The 16,265-nt window shown below is 55.5% G+C and carries 12 protein-coding genes; 10 read left to right on the top strand and 2 right to left on the bottom strand.

All coding sequences use genetic code 11. The features are described 5' to 3' along the window. Positions 1-3: 3 nt before the first annotated feature. The 9 genes from WJU16_RS02160 (at position 4) to WJU16_RS02120 (ending at position 12,349) form a co-directional block, all read left to right on the top strand. Positions 4-3,126, top strand: coding sequence for a TonB-dependent receptor (locus tag WJU16_RS02160; RefSeq protein WP_341836683.1), 3,123 nt, complete (start codon positions 4-6; stop codon positions 3,124-3,126). Between the two features lie 22 nt (positions 3,127-3,148). Next, entirely contained in the window at positions 3,149-4,975 is a 1,827-nt protein-coding gene (locus tag WJU16_RS02155; RefSeq protein ID WP_341836682.1) for a RagB/SusD family nutrient uptake outer membrane protein, read from the top strand. 24 nt (positions 4,976-4,999) lie between these two features. Then, positions 5,000-5,983, top strand: coding sequence for a discoidin domain-containing protein (locus tag WJU16_RS02150; protein ID WP_341836681.1), 984 nt, complete (start codon positions 5,000-5,002; stop codon positions 5,981-5,983). A 57-nt stretch (positions 5,984-6,040) separates the two neighbouring features. Continuing rightward, the gene (locus tag WJU16_RS02145; protein WP_341836680.1) at positions 6,041-7,240 is read left to right on the top strand and encodes an RICIN domain-containing protein; all 1,200 of its coding nucleotides are present in this window, start codon (positions 6,041-6,043) and stop codon (positions 7,238-7,240) included. 36 nt (positions 7,241-7,276) lie between these two features. Continuing rightward, on the top strand, positions 7,277-9,235 hold the full coding sequence (locus WJU16_RS02140; protein WP_341836679.1) for a glycoside hydrolase family 97 protein: 1,959 nt from the start codon (positions 7,277-7,279) through the stop codon (positions 9,233-9,235). Positions 9,236-9,368: 133 nt separating this feature from the next. Beyond that, on the top strand, positions 9,369-10,274 hold the full coding sequence (locus WJU16_RS02135; RefSeq protein WP_341836678.1) for an alpha/beta fold hydrolase: 906 nt from the start codon (positions 9,369-9,371) through the stop codon (positions 10,272-10,274). Positions 10,275-10,429: 155 nt separating this feature from the next. Continuing rightward, entirely contained in the window at positions 10,430-11,005 is a 576-nt protein-coding gene (locus tag WJU16_RS02130; protein ID WP_341836677.1) for a DUF4294 domain-containing protein, read from the top strand. Positions 11,006-11,070: 65 nt separating this feature from the next. Then, positions 11,071-11,802: a bacillithiol biosynthesis deacetylase BshB1 gene (gene bshB1 / locus WJU16_RS02125; RefSeq protein ID WP_341836676.1), complete on the top strand. Its 732-nt coding sequence runs from the start codon at positions 11,071-11,073 to the stop codon at positions 11,800-11,802. A gap of 103 nt (positions 11,803-11,905) precedes the next feature. Further along, on the top strand, positions 11,906-12,349 hold the full coding sequence (locus tag WJU16_RS02120) for a hypothetical protein (RefSeq protein WP_341836675.1): 444 nt from the start codon (positions 11,906-11,908) through the stop codon (positions 12,347-12,349). A gap of 32 nt (positions 12,350-12,381) precedes the next feature. Here WJU16_RS02120 and WJU16_RS02115 read toward each other — a convergent pair whose 3' ends face one another. Next, positions 12,382-13,020, bottom strand: a complete 639-nt coding sequence (locus tag WJU16_RS02115; protein WP_341836674.1) for a response regulator transcription factor — start codon at positions 13,018-13,020, stop codon at positions 12,382-12,384. Positions 13,021-13,177: 157 nt separating this feature from the next. Here WJU16_RS02115 and WJU16_RS02110 point away from each other — a divergent pair, with 157 nt between their 5' ends. Next, complete coding sequence (locus WJU16_RS02110) at positions 13,178-13,903, top strand: carboxypeptidase-like regulatory domain-containing protein (RefSeq protein ID WP_341836673.1); 726 nt, start codon at positions 13,178-13,180, stop codon at positions 13,901-13,903. Between the two features lie 216 nt (positions 13,904-14,119). Here the strand turns inward: WJU16_RS02110 and WJU16_RS02105 are convergent, their stop codons facing one another. After that, a complete protein-coding gene (locus tag WJU16_RS02105; RefSeq protein ID WP_341836672.1) occupies positions 14,120-15,982 on the bottom strand; it encodes an ATP-binding protein in 1,863 nt (620 codons plus the stop codon). Between the last annotated feature and the right edge of the window lie 283 nt (positions 15,983-16,265).

Raw genomic sequence — 16,265 nt, 5'->3', positions numbered from 1 at the left:
GCCATGATCATGAAAAAATGGTGCCATGGTATGAAAGGGCGGCTCCCTGCCGGCCTGTTCATATCCCTATGTCTATTACTGATGCCGCTTTGGCCGCTGATGGCGCAATCAAGCGGTGAAATTACGATTTCGGGTATTGTGCGCGACCGGTTGGACAAGCCGGTGGAAGCTGTTACCGTGCGGGTTTCCAACAATCCTTCCGCCCTGGCCATTACGGATGGTAGCGGCCGGTATACCGTAAAAGCCAACAAGCAAAGTGCGCTTGAGTTTTCGCATGTAAGTTTTAAAACGCAGGTGCTGCAGGTGGGCAGTTCCCTGGAGATCAACGTAACGCTGGAAGCCGCCGAGGGGAATGTCAATGAAGTGGTGGTAGTCGGTTTCGGGCGGCAGAAAAAGATCAGCCTGGTTGGTGCGCAGTCTTCCGTCAACGTGGAAGAGCTGAAACAGCCCGTTGCCAGTATCACCAACGTGCTGGCCGGCAGGATCGCCGGTGTGGTAGGGGTCCAGCGATCCGGTGAACCGGGCCGGGATTTCTCGGAAATCTGGATCCGCGGCATTTCCACATTTACCGGAACCAACAGTGCCGCACCGCTGATTTTGGTGGATGGGGTGGAAAGAAGCCTCAATAGCATCGACCCTGAAGACATCGCCTCCTTCTCCATTCTGAAAGATGCAGCCGCCACCGCCGTTTACGGCGTGCGCGGCGCAAACGGCGTAGTATTGGTGAAAACCAAAGGCGGCAAGGCCGGTAAAACGGCCTTCGTGGTGAATTACAACCAGGGCCTCACCACTTTCACGCAGATCCCGGAAATGGCCAACGGCCTTATCTATATGAAACTGGCCAACGAAGCGCTCGCCAACAGCGGCCAGGCGCCCCGTTTCTCCCAGGCTTATATAGACAATACGGCCAAAGGAGATGATCCCATCGTATACCCCAATGTAGACTGGATACGCGCCCTGTTCAACGACCGGGGCAACAACCGCCGCGTGAACGTTAGCGCTACAGGTGGTACTGATAAAGCGAATTACTACGTGTCCCTGGCATATTATGATGAAAATGGGCTCCTCAAAACGGACGGACTCGAGAAATATAATGCCGATACCCGCTTCAAGAAATTCAATTTCACGAGCAATACAAACCTGACGCTGACGAAGACTACAAAATTCGAACTGGGTATCCAGGGGTATATCACCAATGCCAATTACCCGGCCGTGAGCTCATCCACGGCTTTCCAGTCGGCCATGGCGCTGTCTCCCGTGATATTTCCGATCATGTACCCCGGCAATAAAGTTCCGGGAATCAATGCCAGCGGTCCTGACGGGGCAGACCGTAACCCCTATGCAGACATTACCCGCCGCGGGTTCCAGACGGTTTTCGGCAACCAGGTGTATACCAATGCCCGGGTGAACCAGGACCTGGGATTCTGGGTGCCCGGCCTCACTTTCACCACCATGTTCTCCTTTGATACTTACAACAGCCAGACCATTACCCGCGGCAAGCGCGAAGATACCTGGTTCGTTAACCAGAACCAGCCCTACAACCCGGACGGATCGCTGAACCTGTTCAAAACCTGGACGGGTGAAAACACCTTGGGTTATAGCCGTTCCAATGGAGGCGACCGCCGGTTTTATACCGAAACGGCGCTTAACTATGCGAAGGACTTCGGCCAGCATTCCGTAAGCGGCATGTTATTGTACAACCAGAGCGATTTCCTGAATGCTTTCGCCGGGGATTTGATCGCATCGATCCCTTACCGTTTCCGTGGTATCGCGGGGAGGGGTACATATTCCTACAAAGGCCGCTACTTCGGAGAATTGAATTTCGGGTATAATGGATCGGAGAACTTCGCTCCCAGTGAACGTTACGGCTTTTTTCCCTCTTACGGCATCGGTTGGGTAGTATCGGAAGAGCCCTTTTTCGAAGGCGCCAGCAAATACATCCAGTTCCTCAAGCTCCGGTTCTCCGATGGTACCGTGGGCTCGGGCAGCGGCGGCCGGCGCTTCGGTTACCAGACTTTCGTAAACGGATCAGCCGCGGGGTATACTTTCGGCGGGCCTACTGCCCGCGTAGGGTATAACGGCGTTGCGATTTCCGAATACGGCGTGGATGTAACCTGGTCCACCGCCCGCAAATCCGACCTGGGAGTGGAATTTAAAACGCTCAACAATAACCTGTCGGTAGTTGTGGACCTTTTCAAGGAGCGCAGGACCGGGGTATTCCTACAGCGCGGCACCCTCAGCGATATGGTGGGTGTGATCAGCAATCCTTTCGCCAACCTCGGGGTGATCGAAAACAAAGGGATTGATATGACGGTGGAAAGCCTGCCGCTGAAGATCGGCGCCACTACCTGGAACCTCCGCGGCAACCTGACGTTTAACCGTGATAAAGTTATCGAAAACGACCAGCCGGACGCAGTCCATCCCTGGATGAATCGTCGTGGCACGAACCTCAACGCCACCTACGGGCTCATCGCCCTCGGCCTGTTCACCAACGAACATGAGATCGAAACCAGTGCCGACCAGAGCGCGTTGGGAGGGAGGCCGAGACCTGGTGATATCCGGTACAAAGACCTCAACGGCGACGGCGTCATCAACAGCTACGACGAGGCGCAAATCGGCCGGGGGACGATTCCTGCAGTTACGTACGGCTTCGGGCTCAACGTGAACTGGAAAGGGTTTTCCATCGGCGCATTTTTCCAGGGCGCGGGACAGGTTGACCGTTACATTTCCGGTGATGGGATCATTCCCTTCGCCAACGGTGCCGCTGCGGACAGGAGCAATCTTTACGCCATCGCGGAAGATCGCTGGAGCGTGGATAATCCCAATCCGGACGCATTTTATCCGCGGCTGGGCTGGGGCGCGGCGAACAATAACAACAACCGGGCAAGCAGCTGGTGGGTGAAGGATGTTTCCTACCTCCGCCTGAAAACCGCCGAGTTGACATACACGCTTCCCGCATCGCTGCTCGAACGGTTTTCGGTGAAGAACACACGCATTTACCTGCAAGGCTACAATTTGCTCACTTTCAGCAAATTCAAGCTTTGGGACCCGGAGCTGGGCACGTCCAACGGCGCCATGTACCCGAACGTCACAACGGTTTCGGCCGGTATTCAAATGAACCTGTAGCATTCACATCCAAACAAGCATCATGAAACGATATATATTGATATTTGCCACCGCATTCAGTTGCAGCGCGATGTTAGGCGGTTGTCAGAAAGGCTTCCTGGACCAGGTGCCCGACGACCGGCTTACGGTGGAAGACATCTTCAAGTTCCGGAATACTACGGAAAATTTCCTGAACAACGTTTACAGCGCCATACCCGACGAAGCGGCGCAGCGCTTCGTGACTACGCGGAACTCCGGTCCCTGGACCGGCGCGTCTGACGAGGCCGATTACAATTACTCCTTCGTTACCAGCAACAATCTCAACCTGGGGGCCTGGGGCGCAACGGACGGGTTCGTGCGCACATATTGGCGAAACTATTACCAGGCCATCCGCAATGCCAGCTTCTTTATGGCCAACGTGGAGAAGTGCCAGGAGCTGGGCCCGCAGCTGATTGCGCAATACCGTGCCGAAGCAAGGGCGCTCCGGGCGATGTATTACTTCTACCTGATCCGTACCTACGGGCCGGTGGTACTGCTCGGCGATTCGCCCATTCCGCTGGACGCGCCTAACGACCAGCTCCAGCTGCCGCGTAATACGATGGATGAATGCGTGAAATATATTTCCGATGAACTGGATGCGGCGGCCAACGACCTGCCGTCGAAACCCTCTACCGAAGGCAATTACGGACGTATTACCCGCGGCATTGCATTGGCATTTAAAATTGAAGCGCTGATGCTCAACGCCAGCCCGCTTTTTAATGGCAATGCAGACTACGCGGCGCTGAAAAGCAAAAACGGCGTGAATCTGATCAGCCAAACCTACGATCCCGCCAAGTGGGCCCTCGCAGCAACGGCCGCCAGGAATTTCATCAATGAATTCGTTCCCGCAACTTATAACCTCTACCGCGAAACCACCAACGGTTTGCCTGATCCTTACCTGTCGTGCCGCAATGTGGTGCTAACGGAATGGGGCGCCAGTTCCAACGCCAACCAGGAATGGATTTTCGCGCGGCCAGCGGCGGATATCAGTATGATGCAATTTGAGCGCACGCCGTTGCACATCGGCAATATTAACGAATCCACCGGCGGTGGTGCTTTAGGCGCCACCCAGCAAATGGTAGATGCATTTTTCATGAACAATGGCCTTCCGATTGCTGACCCCGCCAGCGGGTACCAGTTGTCCGGTTACTCGAACTTCACCGCGCCGGGAGATGTAGCCGCAAGAAGCACTTATAACCAATGGGTGAACCGTGAGCCCCGCTTCTACGTGAATATTACTTATGACGGAAGCCGCTGGCTCAATACCAACGGCGGCCAGATTATCACTGGCACTCAGGCTTCTGGCAACTCCGGGCGCAACGCCTCCGCTTCCGACTTTAGCCCCACCGGTTATATCGTCCGTAAGAACATGATCACCGGCCCCTGGCAAACCAGCAACCGATCCTGCGTACTGCTGCGCCTGGCACAGGTGTACCTCAACTACGCCGAAGCACTGCAGGAGTCTGAGCCCGGGCATGCGGATGTCATCAAATACCTCAACCTGATCCGCGAAAGGGCTGGTATCCCGCAGTACGGCGCAAATCCGGGCCAGATACCGGTGCCTGCCGACCTGAAAGCCGCCATCAGGCAGGAGCGCAGGGTGGAGCTGGCATTCGAAAACGTGCGCTATTTCGATACGCGCCGCTGGAAAATCGCAGAGACGACCGATAACGGAGAATTCAAGGGGCTTAATATCGTCGGAAATGGTGCAGACTTCCTGAAAGTCGTAACCTTCGAGACACGCACTTTCGCCAAAAGGCACTATCTCTTCCCCATCCCGCAAAACGAAATCAATATCAACAAAGCGCTGGTGCAAAACACCGGGTGGTAATCCCTTCATGTTAAAAGAAGCAAAATGAAAAGACTGATCTATATATGCCTGCTTTCGTCGCTCCTGCCCGCCGTGGGGTGTAAAAAGGAATGGGATATCCCTGGCATGGGAGACCCGGAATACACCAACGTTTACCTGGTGCAGGCTTCCAAAATTCAATCGTACCAGCTGGAAGTCACCGAAGCACCGGATACGATCCTGCTCAGTGCCGGCTTCGGTGGGGTAGGTACGCCCGATGGCAACCTGGAAATCACCCTGTCGGCGGCCCTTCACCTGGTCGATAGCTTCAACAACGCCCGCAAAACCCAATACCTCCCGCTGCCTGAATCCGCATACACGCTGGAAGGTAAAGACAACAAACTGGTAATCCACACCGGGAAAACCACTTCGGCGGGTAGCCCGCTGGTGATCCGCGCATTCGGGAAACTGCGGATGGATAAGGAATACCTGCTGCCAGTAAGCATCGCAGCCGTAAACGGCGGCGTGAAGGTGAACGAACCGCTGCGGACCGCCTACCTGATCATTAAACCTAAACCGGTCCTTTTCAATCCCACCGGTTGGCAAATGCTGAGCTTAACTTCGGAAGAGCCGGCCGAAGGCAATTCTTCCGAGCCCGACAACGGTAAAGCCATCGCGATGTTCGACGGTAAGAACCAAACTTTCTGGCATAGCCAGTGGAATGGCGGCTACGCCGTGCCGCCGCACATCCTGGCGGTTGACATGAAAACATCGAGAACATTGAGCGGCATATCCCTGGTGCCCCGCCAGGGCAGGGTAGGAGCCGGTGGAAATTTCAAAGGAGTGAAGGTGGAAGTAAGCGCCGACGGCACCACCTGGACAGCCGTTAACAACGGAGCGCCTTTTGAACTGCCCAATACCGACGACCGGAAATTCCTGTTTTTCCCTGAGCCTGTATCCTGCCGGTATTTCAGGATAGTTATTGCCGAAACCCAGCATATCTGGGGCGGGGTGATATTTACTCATTGCGCGGAAATGACCGGTTTCTAACCGAAACACACCCGGGGTTGACCAAAAAACGGTCAGCCCCATTTTAAAACTATTACCATGATAAGAACCTATTGCCTGCTGGTTATCTTCGGGTTGATGGCGGCTACGGGCGCCTGTTCCAAAAGTGGCGCCGCGGCGCAACCTGGTGAACGGACGGAAACGCCCGGTCCGGCCAAGCCCTGGGAGCCGTCCACGGAAATCTTCACCCGCCAGGGATCGCCCTTCAGCTTCAAACTCATCAATAAAAGCCTGCACCTCACGGACGCGCGCAAAACGGCGATGGTCGATCATTTCTTCAAAGTGTATCCCATCATGGTCGAATTCCTGAACCCCAACGCACAGAAGCAGCTGGTAGTAACGCTGGATCCGGAGATGGACGGCATTGCGCATGCTATCAACGGAGAAATCTTCATCAACGCCGCCTGGTTCATGGAAAAACCGGAACATATCGACGTGATCACGCACGAAGGCACCCATATCGTGCAGGATTACAAGAAAAGCGCGCTATTCCTCCAGGAAGGCATTCCCGATTTTTTACGGCACAAAACAGGGCTGCCGAATGTAGAGACGACCTGGAACATCGGCCCGTATAGCCAAAGCCATAGCCTTGCCAGCGGCTACACCCCAGCATCGCGCTTCCTGGTGTGGCTCGACGACAGGGTTGAAAAAGGTATCGTGCTGGATGCGGATAAAGCCTGCCGCGCAGGAACTTACACACCCAAATTCTGGTGGACGCGTACCGGCAGGAGCGTTGATGAACTGTGGGATCTGTACGCCGCCAATCCCGCGCTGGACGGCCCCGCCATCACTTTGCCCCCATACACGCCGGTTCCGGGCGGGCCCATTGCCGACGGCGTGTACAGCATCATCAGCGCGTTCAGCCAGCTGGCGGTGGATGTTCCCAGCGCGAAGGTGGACGACGATGTAAAGCTCATCCAATGGAATTTCGAGCGTAACGCCAACCAGTTCTGGCAATTTATCCATGTCGGGGAGGGCTGGTACCGCATCCACACGGGGCACAGCGGCAAAGTGGCGGAAGCCCCGGCACATGCAGGTGGCGGCATCACGCAGTTTTCCCGCAAAAACCTCGACATCCAGTTGTGGAAACCGGTAAAGAACGCAGATAATACCTGGCAGCTCGTCAACAAGCAAACCGGCCTCTGCTGGGAGATCAGCGGCAGCCAAGGCGGGGCAGCCCTGGTGCAGCAGGCCTGGGCAGGCAAACAAAACCAGAAATGGCAGCTGGTTGCGGAATAGTGTTTGAGCAGGAAGAAAGAAAAAATTATGAAGTATATGAACGATAAAAGAGGCTGGCTGACCGGCCTGTTGATGTTGGCCGCCTTCACGGCGGGCGCGCAGGATTACCAACTGTTTTCTCCCGACCGTAAAACGGTGGTGCATGTTTCGGTGAAAGACAGTATACGATATTCCGTAAAGCATAACGGTCATACAATATTGCATCCTGCCGCCATCGGTCTGAAGACGTCCGTTTCAGGCGGCACCTTGAAGGTCGCCGGCACGCGTGAATCGTCCGCTAACGTGTTGTTGTACCCGGTTGTGCGGCAGAAGAATGCCATGATCCGCGACCACTACGCGCAGTTGGAGATCCGCTTCCGGAATAAGCTCGCTTTGCAATGGCGCGCCTATGATAACGGTGTGGCCTGGCGCTGGGTCAGCGAAGGAAAAGGGGCGTATGATGTGCTGGAAGAAATGGCGGATTTCGCTTTCGGGCCGGAAGACCGGGCCTGGTACCCTCGGGAAGACGATTTCTTTTCCCACAACGAAAGGCTGTACTTGAAAATGAAAGTTGACAGCATTGCCCGGCAAAATTCCCTGGCCAGCCTGCCCGCACTGTTTACCGTCAGCGGCATGCATGTGTTGGTCACCGAATCCGGGTTGCAGGATTATGCCGGCATGTGGTTGAAAGGCGACAGTGCAACGGGTAGGATCAGGGGCGTCTTTCCCCGTTATCCCGTTAAAACCGAATTGCTTGGCGACAGGTTTGAGGTGGTAAGGGAAAGAGCCGGGTATATTGCCAGGAAGAACGGCCCGGCGAATTTGCCCTGGCGCATCCTCATGATCGCGGAAGATGAAAAATCGTTGCTGGTCAATGAACTTGTATACCAGCTGGCGGCCCCGTCTGCCGGGGATTTCAGCTGGGTAAAGCCCGGAAAGGCGATTTGGGACTGGTGGAATGATAACAATATTTCGGGCGTGGATTTCCGCGCCGGCATTAACACCGCGACGTACAAATACTATATCGATTTTGCCGCGAAATACGGGCTGGAATATGCCGTCCTGGATGAAGGCTGGAGCAATACACGTCAGCTGGAACGCATTAATCCGGAGGTGGATATGGACGAACTGGCGCGTTATGCGGCGGAGAAAAATGTGGGGCTTGTGCTTTGGGTAAACTGGGAAGCGATTGCCCGGCCGGAACAGTTGCAGGCCGCCATGGCGCAATTTTCGAAATGGGGCGTAAAGGCCATCAAGGTAGATTTCATGCAGCGCGACGACCAGGTGATGGTGAATTATTATGAAGAGGTAGCCAAAGCGGCGGCGGCGCACCGGATGCTGGTGGATTTCCACGGCGCGCACAAGCCTGCCGGCCTGCAGCGCACTTATCCCAACGTGATTACCTTCGAAGGGGTTTACGGCCTGGAGCAAAGCAAAGGAGACAGAAGTAAATCCATCGATCCGGACCACAACGTTACCTTCCCTTTTATTCGCATGGCGGCAGGCCCTGCGGATTACACGCCAGGCGCCATGCGCAATGCGCAAAAGGAGCATTGGGCCCCGCATTGGAACAAACCAATGAGCATCGGTACGCGCTGCCACCAACTTGCCATGTATGTTATTTATGAAAGCCCCCTGCAAATGCTCGCCGATAACCCAACGCACTATTACCGCGAGCCCGCCTGCATGGAATTCCTCGCAGCGGTACCGGCAGTTTGGGATACAACGATCGTGCAGCAGGCAGCCATCGGCAGTCATATCCTCATGGTCCGGAAAGCGTCGGACGGCAGCTGGTACGCCGGCGCCATGACCAATTCGAAAGGCCGGGAGCTGACGCTGGATGCATCCTTCCTGCCGGCGGGGAAATATAAAATGCAGGTCTGGCAGGATGGGATAAACGCTGACAGAAATGCAGAGGATTTCAGGACATCCGTGCTGGAGATCGACAGCAGCAGCCAGGTGCCCGTAATATTGCAACCGGGCGGTGGCTGGGTGGCGAGGATTGTCAAAATATAAATTAATCAGCCATTCTTAAAGGATGAGGAACCGTTCCGGGGTGATCCGGGCGGTTTCTCTGTATCAGGAAGTTCCTGTGGTTGTTTCCGAACCGGGCAATTTTTTATCTTAGCACCATAAACCCTTACCGCCTATGCGCAGGATATTCCGCATGCTCCTCATTGTCACGGCTTTGCTGGCCGTGATTTATCTCCTTGGCCCGAAGCCCGCTCCGCCCGACCTGCATGCTCCACTGCCGGCAGTGCCACAGGGGTTGGCGCAGGTGGAAGCTTTCGTGGACGCTAAGGAAGCGGGTTTCCCGACGCGCCCCGGCAACAGGGCGCGGATCCTTTGGGCGGGGGATTCCATGCGCAAGACGCCTTTCAGTGTGGTGTACCTGCATGGATTTTCGGCCAGTGAGCGGGAGGGGTTCCCCGTCCATACGGATTTTGCGCAAAAACACGGGTTCAACCTGTTCCTCGCGCGGCTAGACGGCCACGGCCTAAATACCCCTGAGCCGCTGCTGGATATGACGGCGCAAGGGTTATGGAAAGACGCCCGGGAGGCACTCGCCATCGGCAGGCAGCTAGGGGAGAAGGTGATCGTAATGGGAACGAGCACCGGCGGCACGCTGGCGCTGATGCTCGCGGCAGAATACCCCGCGGAAGTGGAAGCGGTCATCAATTTATCGCCCAATATCGCCATCAACGCGCCCGGGGTTAAAATGCTGGATGAGCCCTGGGGCCTGATGGTAGCCCGGGCGGTGAGGGGCGGCAAATACAACGAATCCAAACCGCAAAACCCGGAAAAGGCGAAGTACTGGTATACAAAATACCGCCTGGAGGCGGTGGTGGAGCTGGAAAACCTGGTGGATTACGCCATGCGGCCCGAATTGTTCGAAAAGATACATCAGCCCGTCCTCAACCTGTATTACTACAAAGACCCCGTGCACCAGGATTCCACGGTTAAGGTGTCCGCCATCCTCGAAATGCATGAAAAACTGGCTACGCCCCCGGGAAGAAGCGCGCTGTGCCCATTCCGGAAGCCGGCAGCCATGTGATTGGCTCCAGTATTACCTCCCGCGACGTCCCCGCCGTGGAGTCCGCCATCAACCGCTGGTGGAACGATGTATACGGAAATTGAAAAAATGCGTAATTTGGGAAGAAGATATCTATAAAATAATACGTTCCAGTGCTTCGTTCAGCGGTAATCTGCATGCTTTTCATCCTGTGCCTTACAGGCCGGTCCCTTTCCCAGCAACGGACCGCGGGAGATTCCATCGCTGTTCGCGCCATTGTTGTTGGAACGGATACCGTCCCCTCGATTACCCTTTCCATTTTTGATGTATATGACAAGTTGCCGAAGCGCCTCCGCAAGGAGCGCGAACGGTGGACCCGGTTGCGCAACGCCGTATATGTGACCTATCCCTACGCCGTTTCCGCCAGCAGGGTGCTGAAAGACGTGAGCCGCGACCTGGCGCTGTGCAAGTCTAAAAAGCAACGCAAAGAGTACCTGGCCAGCAAGGAAAAGGAGCTGAAAGCCCAGTTCGGGGATAAGCTCGAAAACCTGTCGGTGTACCAGGGCAAAGTGCTCATGAAACTCATCCACCGCGAAACGGGTGAAAACTGTTACGAGATCATCCGGGAGCTGAAAGGGGGATTCAATGCCCGCATGTACCAGACCGTGGCATTCTTCTTTGGGGGCAACCTCAAAAGTGAGTTCAATACGCAGGACGACCGCGATATCGAGCTGATCGTGCAGGAGATTCAGTTGTACAGCCGCTTCAACTGATCCCGCCTGGGATTTGGTACATCCCTTCTTATACCCGAACTTTGCCGGGCAAAAATCTGAGAATCATGAAACTGGATATATTGGCAATCGCCGCGCACCCCGATGATGTGGAACTTTCCTGCGCTGGTACCCTGATGGTGCATGCCCGTCAGGGCCTGAAGACCGGCATCGTAGACCTTACCCGCGGCGAGCTGGGCACACGGGGCACGCCCGAAGGGCGCATTATCGAAGCACAGAACGCCTGTAAGGTCATGGGCCTCGACGTGCGGGAAAACCTCTCCCTGGCCGACGGTTTTTTCCAAAACACGAAAGACGACCAGCTGGCCGTGATCCGCGCCATCCGCAAATTCCGCCCTACCATCGTACTGGCCAACGCGATCGACGACCGCCATCCCGACCACGGCCGCGCCGCGCAGCTGATCAAAGACGCCGCCTGGATGTCCGGCCTCCGCAAGATCGAAACCTTCGGCGACGACGGCCAACCGCAACACGCCTGGCGTCCCGCGCAGGTGTATCACTTCCTCCAGGACCGTTTCATCCAGCCCGATTTCGTAGTGGATGTCACGGATGTGATCGAACAGAAGATCGAAGCTATCAAATGCTTCAAAACCCAGTTTCTGGCCGAAAAGGACAACGAGCCGCAGACCTACATCTCTTCCCCTGAATTCTTCGACAGCGTGATGTATCGCGCGAAAATGCTCGGTAAGATGATCGGCGTGCCTTACGCGGAAGGGTATACCAGCGCGAAAATGGTTGGCGTGAAGAGTTTGATGGATTTGATTAATATTCCTACCTGACGGCCAGTTTCCCGCCATTCTAATCTTACCTCGGCCAGCAATGGTTATGTCATTGCTGGTATTATATTGACGTTATCACTATACCAGAAAATGAGCAGGAGCAATGCAAGTAAAACTGAAGCTTGTCCTAATGGAAAGTCAATCCTGGGCCATTTTGCTGCCGGGATTTCTCATCACGGTCTTTCTCCCTTTTCTACGCCCCCTACCTTATGGCTTAGACAACCTAATTGGTCCGGTTGTTTTACGTGGCGGGTTAATCTGGATGTTCAAAAGGAATTATTATGAATTGTTGAAGTTGGAGATGGTTAAGGAAACAATCCTTTTCACTTTCGTCAACAGGAACTCATTTATCGCAAAAAAACCGGATGTCCGTGTGGCGATAAGAGACATTATCGTGAAACGGGAAGACTGTCTACTCCGGCTAAACGATCATAAAGAGCTATTAATTGCTGTCATCCGGAGGAATTCAGTTAGCGATACCATATGGAATGGGGTGGTAAAACAGTTAACCGGCACTATTTGTCCTGTCCACCAGGGGCCTAAATAATTCTGCCTGCTATATCAAAGCGATATCGCCGCCTACTTCACCAACCCCCTCAAATAAGCTTCCTTTACCAACCCCGCCGTGTGCTTGACATTTAGCTTCTGTGTAATATTCAGCCGGTGACATTCCACCGTTCGCAGGCTGATGAATAATTTATCCGCGATCTGCTGGTTGGTATGTTCCGATGCGATCAGGGTGAGGATCTCAATTTCCCTTTTGGTGAGCTGCACTTCCCGGCTCGATTGCCGTTTGCCCATGATCATTTCGGAGAGCATCGCTTTTTCCAGGCGCTTGTCGAGGTATTCTTCGCCTTCGTAGGCTTTGGTGATGGCTTCCAGGAGGCTTTCGGGATCGGTGCTTTTGAGGAGATAGCCCAGCGCACCGTTGCGCATCATCTTGCGGACGTACATCGTTTCCTCATGATTCGTCAATGCGATCACGCGAACGTCGGGGAACTGTTCGGAGATCTGCTTGCAGAGGTCCACCCCGTTGGCGTCGGGTAACTGGATATCCAGCAGCAGGACGTCGGGCTCCTCCTGCTCCAGCGCTTCCAGCAAAGCGGTGCCGGTCAGGGCTTTGAAAATTAAATGATGGCCCGGAGCCGATTGCAGCATCGTTTCCAGCCCGTTGATAATTAACAAATGGTCATCCGCGATGCCGATCCTGATATCCATGCGTGCTCAGTTGAAAAGTGTGACAGTAAATTTATGCAAAAAAACAGCTTCCCGCCGAAACAACACCCAGTACTACTACGTAGTCACCGAAATCACGTACTACACCCGTTTTTCGGCATCATCAGGCGATATACTTTTGTGCCGTTAATCGGAACATATGCAACACATCATCGCTTCTCTTCTCTTCATTAGCCTCGCCGCCGCCTCCTGTAAAAAGGACGACGGAGAAAACAGTAACGGCGACCCCAAAAAAGGATACGTCACCGGAAAAGTCCGCAACTCCGCCGGCGCGCCGTTAAAAGGTGTGAAAATTCTCATCGACCACAGCATCTTCTACAACTCCAATATGAGCACCAGCACGGGCGACGACGGCTCCTACAGCATCAAAATCCGCACAGGATCCTGGTACGCCTTCGCCGAGCATTATCCCGTCTACAACGGCAAAAAATACCACATCTACCTCGAACCCGACAACTCCGACGGCTTCGGCGGCGAAGGTGCCGTGCGCAACTTCACCTGGAAACTGAAAGGAGTGAAGGAAGCCCCGCTATCCGGGTACTTCGGAGGGCTCGTGACGTTCGACAACTACATCGGAGAAAGCGTCCCCAACGAAGCGGACATCACCTGGACCTTCACGCCCGTTGGTCCGCTGATCGACGGCTCCGCCGGGCAAACGCTCACCCTCAAGGCGGAAGACGGCTGGCAGATCAAAGACGTACCCATGGGCCGCTATAAAGTGAAAGCCACCTATGGCGGCAATATCCTCCAGCTCCGGAAATGGCGGACCGAAGACGTGTTCGTTCCCGAGCTGACCATCGACTTCGAACCCGAAATCGCCGCGCAGTGCAACAATTGCGCGATGCTCGAATACAGAAAGACATGAGAAACCGGTAGTCCGGCCTCATCCGGTGCGTTCCCCAAAAACTATCGCCATCCATAACCCCAGATCCATATAGCCGAAAACGGCGTCCATTGCCCCCAAAACAGCCAAGGTTCCTGAAGATCGTGACCACGCAAGGATACATTTATCCCTGTAACAACAGGTCCCTTTGATGATGAGCCCGTTCTTCCCGCTTCGTGCGGTGGAGAGCGGGTTTTTTTATGCGGTAAGGCCGGCGAATTCGGCGTAGATGCTCGTGCCTTCGCCCGGACGGCTGCTGATCTCGTAATGGCCCTTCAGGAGGTTGATGCGGGTGACCATATTGCCCAGTCCAATGCCTTTGGCGGGCACGGTGGCGGGATCGAAACCCTTGCCGTTGTCTTCTACCGTCAGCGTCAGGATGCCGGCATCGTACCCGAGTTGTACGATGGCTTCGGTGGCGGCAGCGTGGCGGATGACGTTGTTCATCGCTTCCTGGATGATGCGGTAAATCAGCAGTTCCTGGTCGGAGGTTAGGCGGGGCAGGTCGCCCACGGTGTAGAGGTTGATGGAGAGGCCGGGGTGGGAGATTTTGGCGAGGAAGGCGCGGAGGGCGTACTCCAGTCCTTCTTCCAGGAGGATTTCGGGATCGAGGCTGTGGGAGATGTTGCGCACTTCGCGGGCGGCGTCTTCGATGAGGGAAACCACGCGGGCGGAGGCTTCCGGGTCGCTGCCTTTCACGGAATGCATGTGGATTTTGGCGGCGGAAAGGATGCTGCCCACGCCGTCGTGGAGGTCTTGCGCGGTTCGGGCGCGCTCTTTTTCTTCGCCTGATAGCTGCGCGAGCAGCAGCTGGGTGCGTTTGCGGTCGATGGCGGCTTTCTGGCGCTGGCGGAAGAGCGCCCAGGCCACGGCGCCGGCGCCTACGAGGAGCACCACTATACCCCAGGAAAGCCAGATCCAGAAGTCTTTCTGCTGGAGCTTAAGGCGTTGTTCGGTGAGCGCCTGTTCTTTGCGCGCAGTGGCGTATTGGATCTCCAGCTCGTTGATGGAAGCCTGGGTGGCGAGGTTCACCATGGAATCGTTCAGGCGGGTATATTTTTTCCAGTATGCAATGGCTTCGGCGTGGCGGCCCTGCATTTCTCTCAGTTCAGTGCCGAGTTTGTAGAGGTCGCGCAGTTCGCTGCGGGGGAAGATGTTTTCGGCGTCCTGGATGCTGCGCTGGAAATACGGATCCGCCAGCGCTGGTTTTTTCAGTGCTACATAGGTTTCCGCGAAAACATGGTCCACATACATGCGGTAATCCGGCGGCAGGCTGGGGTTGAGGTGGCGGAGGGCAAGCTGGTTCCAGGCCATGGCGGAATCGGGGTGGCCGATGCGGTTGTAAATGCTGCCCAGGTTGATGTAGGCGCACAGCAGCAGGGTGGTGTCGTTCAGCGCCAGGCCGTAATCGCGGGTGAGGCGGGCGTGCCGGATGGCCTCCGGGTACATTTTGCTGATGGTTTCGGCGGCCAGGAGGTTCACGAGGCTGCGGCCTATGGCCAGGGAATCCTTCAGCAGCAGGGCGGTTTCGTGGCCTTTGCGGGTATACTGGTAGCTTTTGGTATAGTTGCCGAGGTCGATCATGATAGACCCCAGGTTGGTATAATATTTCTGAAGATTGACGCTGTCGCCCATCTGTTCGGCGATGCCGAGGGCTTTGATGAGGTGGTCGGCGGCCTGGCGCAGGCGGCCGGTGGCCTGGTATTGGAGCGCCATGTTGTTGTGGGCGGCGGAGGCTTTGGCGAAGTTTTTAATTTCCAGGGATTTTTCGAGCTGGAGGGCGGAAACGGCCAGGGCTTCCTCGAAGCGGAGATTGTTATAAAGGAAGAGGGTGTAGCGGCGGGTGTAATCTAGCAGTCCGTCGGTAAACCCGATCCTTTGGGCCATGGCGCCGGCTTTGCGGAAGTACGCATCGGCGGAATCGGGCTGGCTGGCTGAAAGGGAACTGGCCCTGGCGATGTACTGCCGGACGGTGGCGGTATCCTGCGCGGCGGCGTTACCGGCGGCGAGCAGCAGGAGGTGGAAGAGAACGGGGAGGAGGTATTGGCGGATATCTGGCATGGTTCGGGGGAAAGCGGGGCAAATATAATCAAAATGCAGGCGGAAGGGAGGGTGCAATGTATATGCGGCGGATGGTGGGGCCGGGGAGGTGCGCGGCGTGATTGGTGGTAAGGCGGAGGAAATGAGGGAAGGAAATGGTCAAAGGAAATAGTAGAAGGAAAGGATGGATGGATACGGGCAAATCGATTTCTTCCGCTTCTTCCGAATAATTTACGGCTGAGCGTTGGGGTATGGCGCTAAAAAGTGGGTAGGGAGCGTGGCCTGGGAGGGGCAAAACGGTCCC

This window comes from Chitinophaga pollutisoli (assembly GCF_038396755.1).
GTDB classification, from domain to species: Bacteria; Bacteroidota; Bacteroidia; order Chitinophagales; family Chitinophagaceae; genus Chitinophaga; species Chitinophaga pollutisoli.
The sequence above is the reverse complement of the archived record's forward strand: the minus strand, read 5'-3'. Positions and strand labels throughout refer to the sequence as shown.

What these genes read in the sequence shown, in the direction of transcription:
- WJU16_RS02160 (WP_341836683.1), top strand. Translation starts at nt 4, where the DNA reads ATGATCATGAAAAAATGGTGCCATGGTATGAAAGGGCGGCTCCCTGCC.
- WJU16_RS02155 (WP_341836682.1), top strand. Translation starts at nt 3,149, where the DNA reads ATGAAACGATATATATTGATATTTGCCACCGCATTCAGTTGCAGCGCG.
- WJU16_RS02150 (WP_341836681.1), top strand. Translation starts at nt 5,000, where the DNA reads ATGAAAAGACTGATCTATATATGCCTGCTTTCGTCGCTCCTGCCCGCC.
- WJU16_RS02145 (WP_341836680.1), top strand. Translation starts at nt 6,041, where the DNA reads ATGATAAGAACCTATTGCCTGCTGGTTATCTTCGGGTTGATGGCGGCT.
- WJU16_RS02140 (WP_341836679.1), top strand. Translation starts at nt 7,277, where the DNA reads ATGAACGATAAAAGAGGCTGGCTGACCGGCCTGTTGATGTTGGCCGCC.
- WJU16_RS02135 (WP_341836678.1), top strand. Translation starts at nt 9,369, where the DNA reads ATGCGCAGGATATTCCGCATGCTCCTCATTGTCACGGCTTTGCTGGCC.
- WJU16_RS02130 (WP_341836677.1), top strand. Translation starts at nt 10,430, where the DNA reads ATGCTTTTCATCCTGTGCCTTACAGGCCGGTCCCTTTCCCAGCAACGG.
- bshB1 (WP_341836676.1), top strand. Translation starts at nt 11,071, where the DNA reads ATGAAACTGGATATATTGGCAATCGCCGCGCACCCCGATGATGTGGAA.
- WJU16_RS02120 (WP_341836675.1), top strand. Translation starts at nt 11,906, where the DNA reads ATGCAAGTAAAACTGAAGCTTGTCCTAATGGAAAGTCAATCCTGGGCC.
- WJU16_RS02115 (WP_341836674.1), bottom strand. Translation starts at nt 13,020, where the DNA reads ATGGATATCAGGATCGGCATCGCGGATGACCATTTGTTAATTATCAAC.
- WJU16_RS02110 (WP_341836673.1), top strand. Translation starts at nt 13,178, where the DNA reads ATGCAACACATCATCGCTTCTCTTCTCTTCATTAGCCTCGCCGCCGCC.
- WJU16_RS02105 (WP_341836672.1), bottom strand. Translation starts at nt 15,982, where the DNA reads ATGCCAGATATCCGCCAATACCTCCTCCCCGTTCTCTTCCACCTCCTG.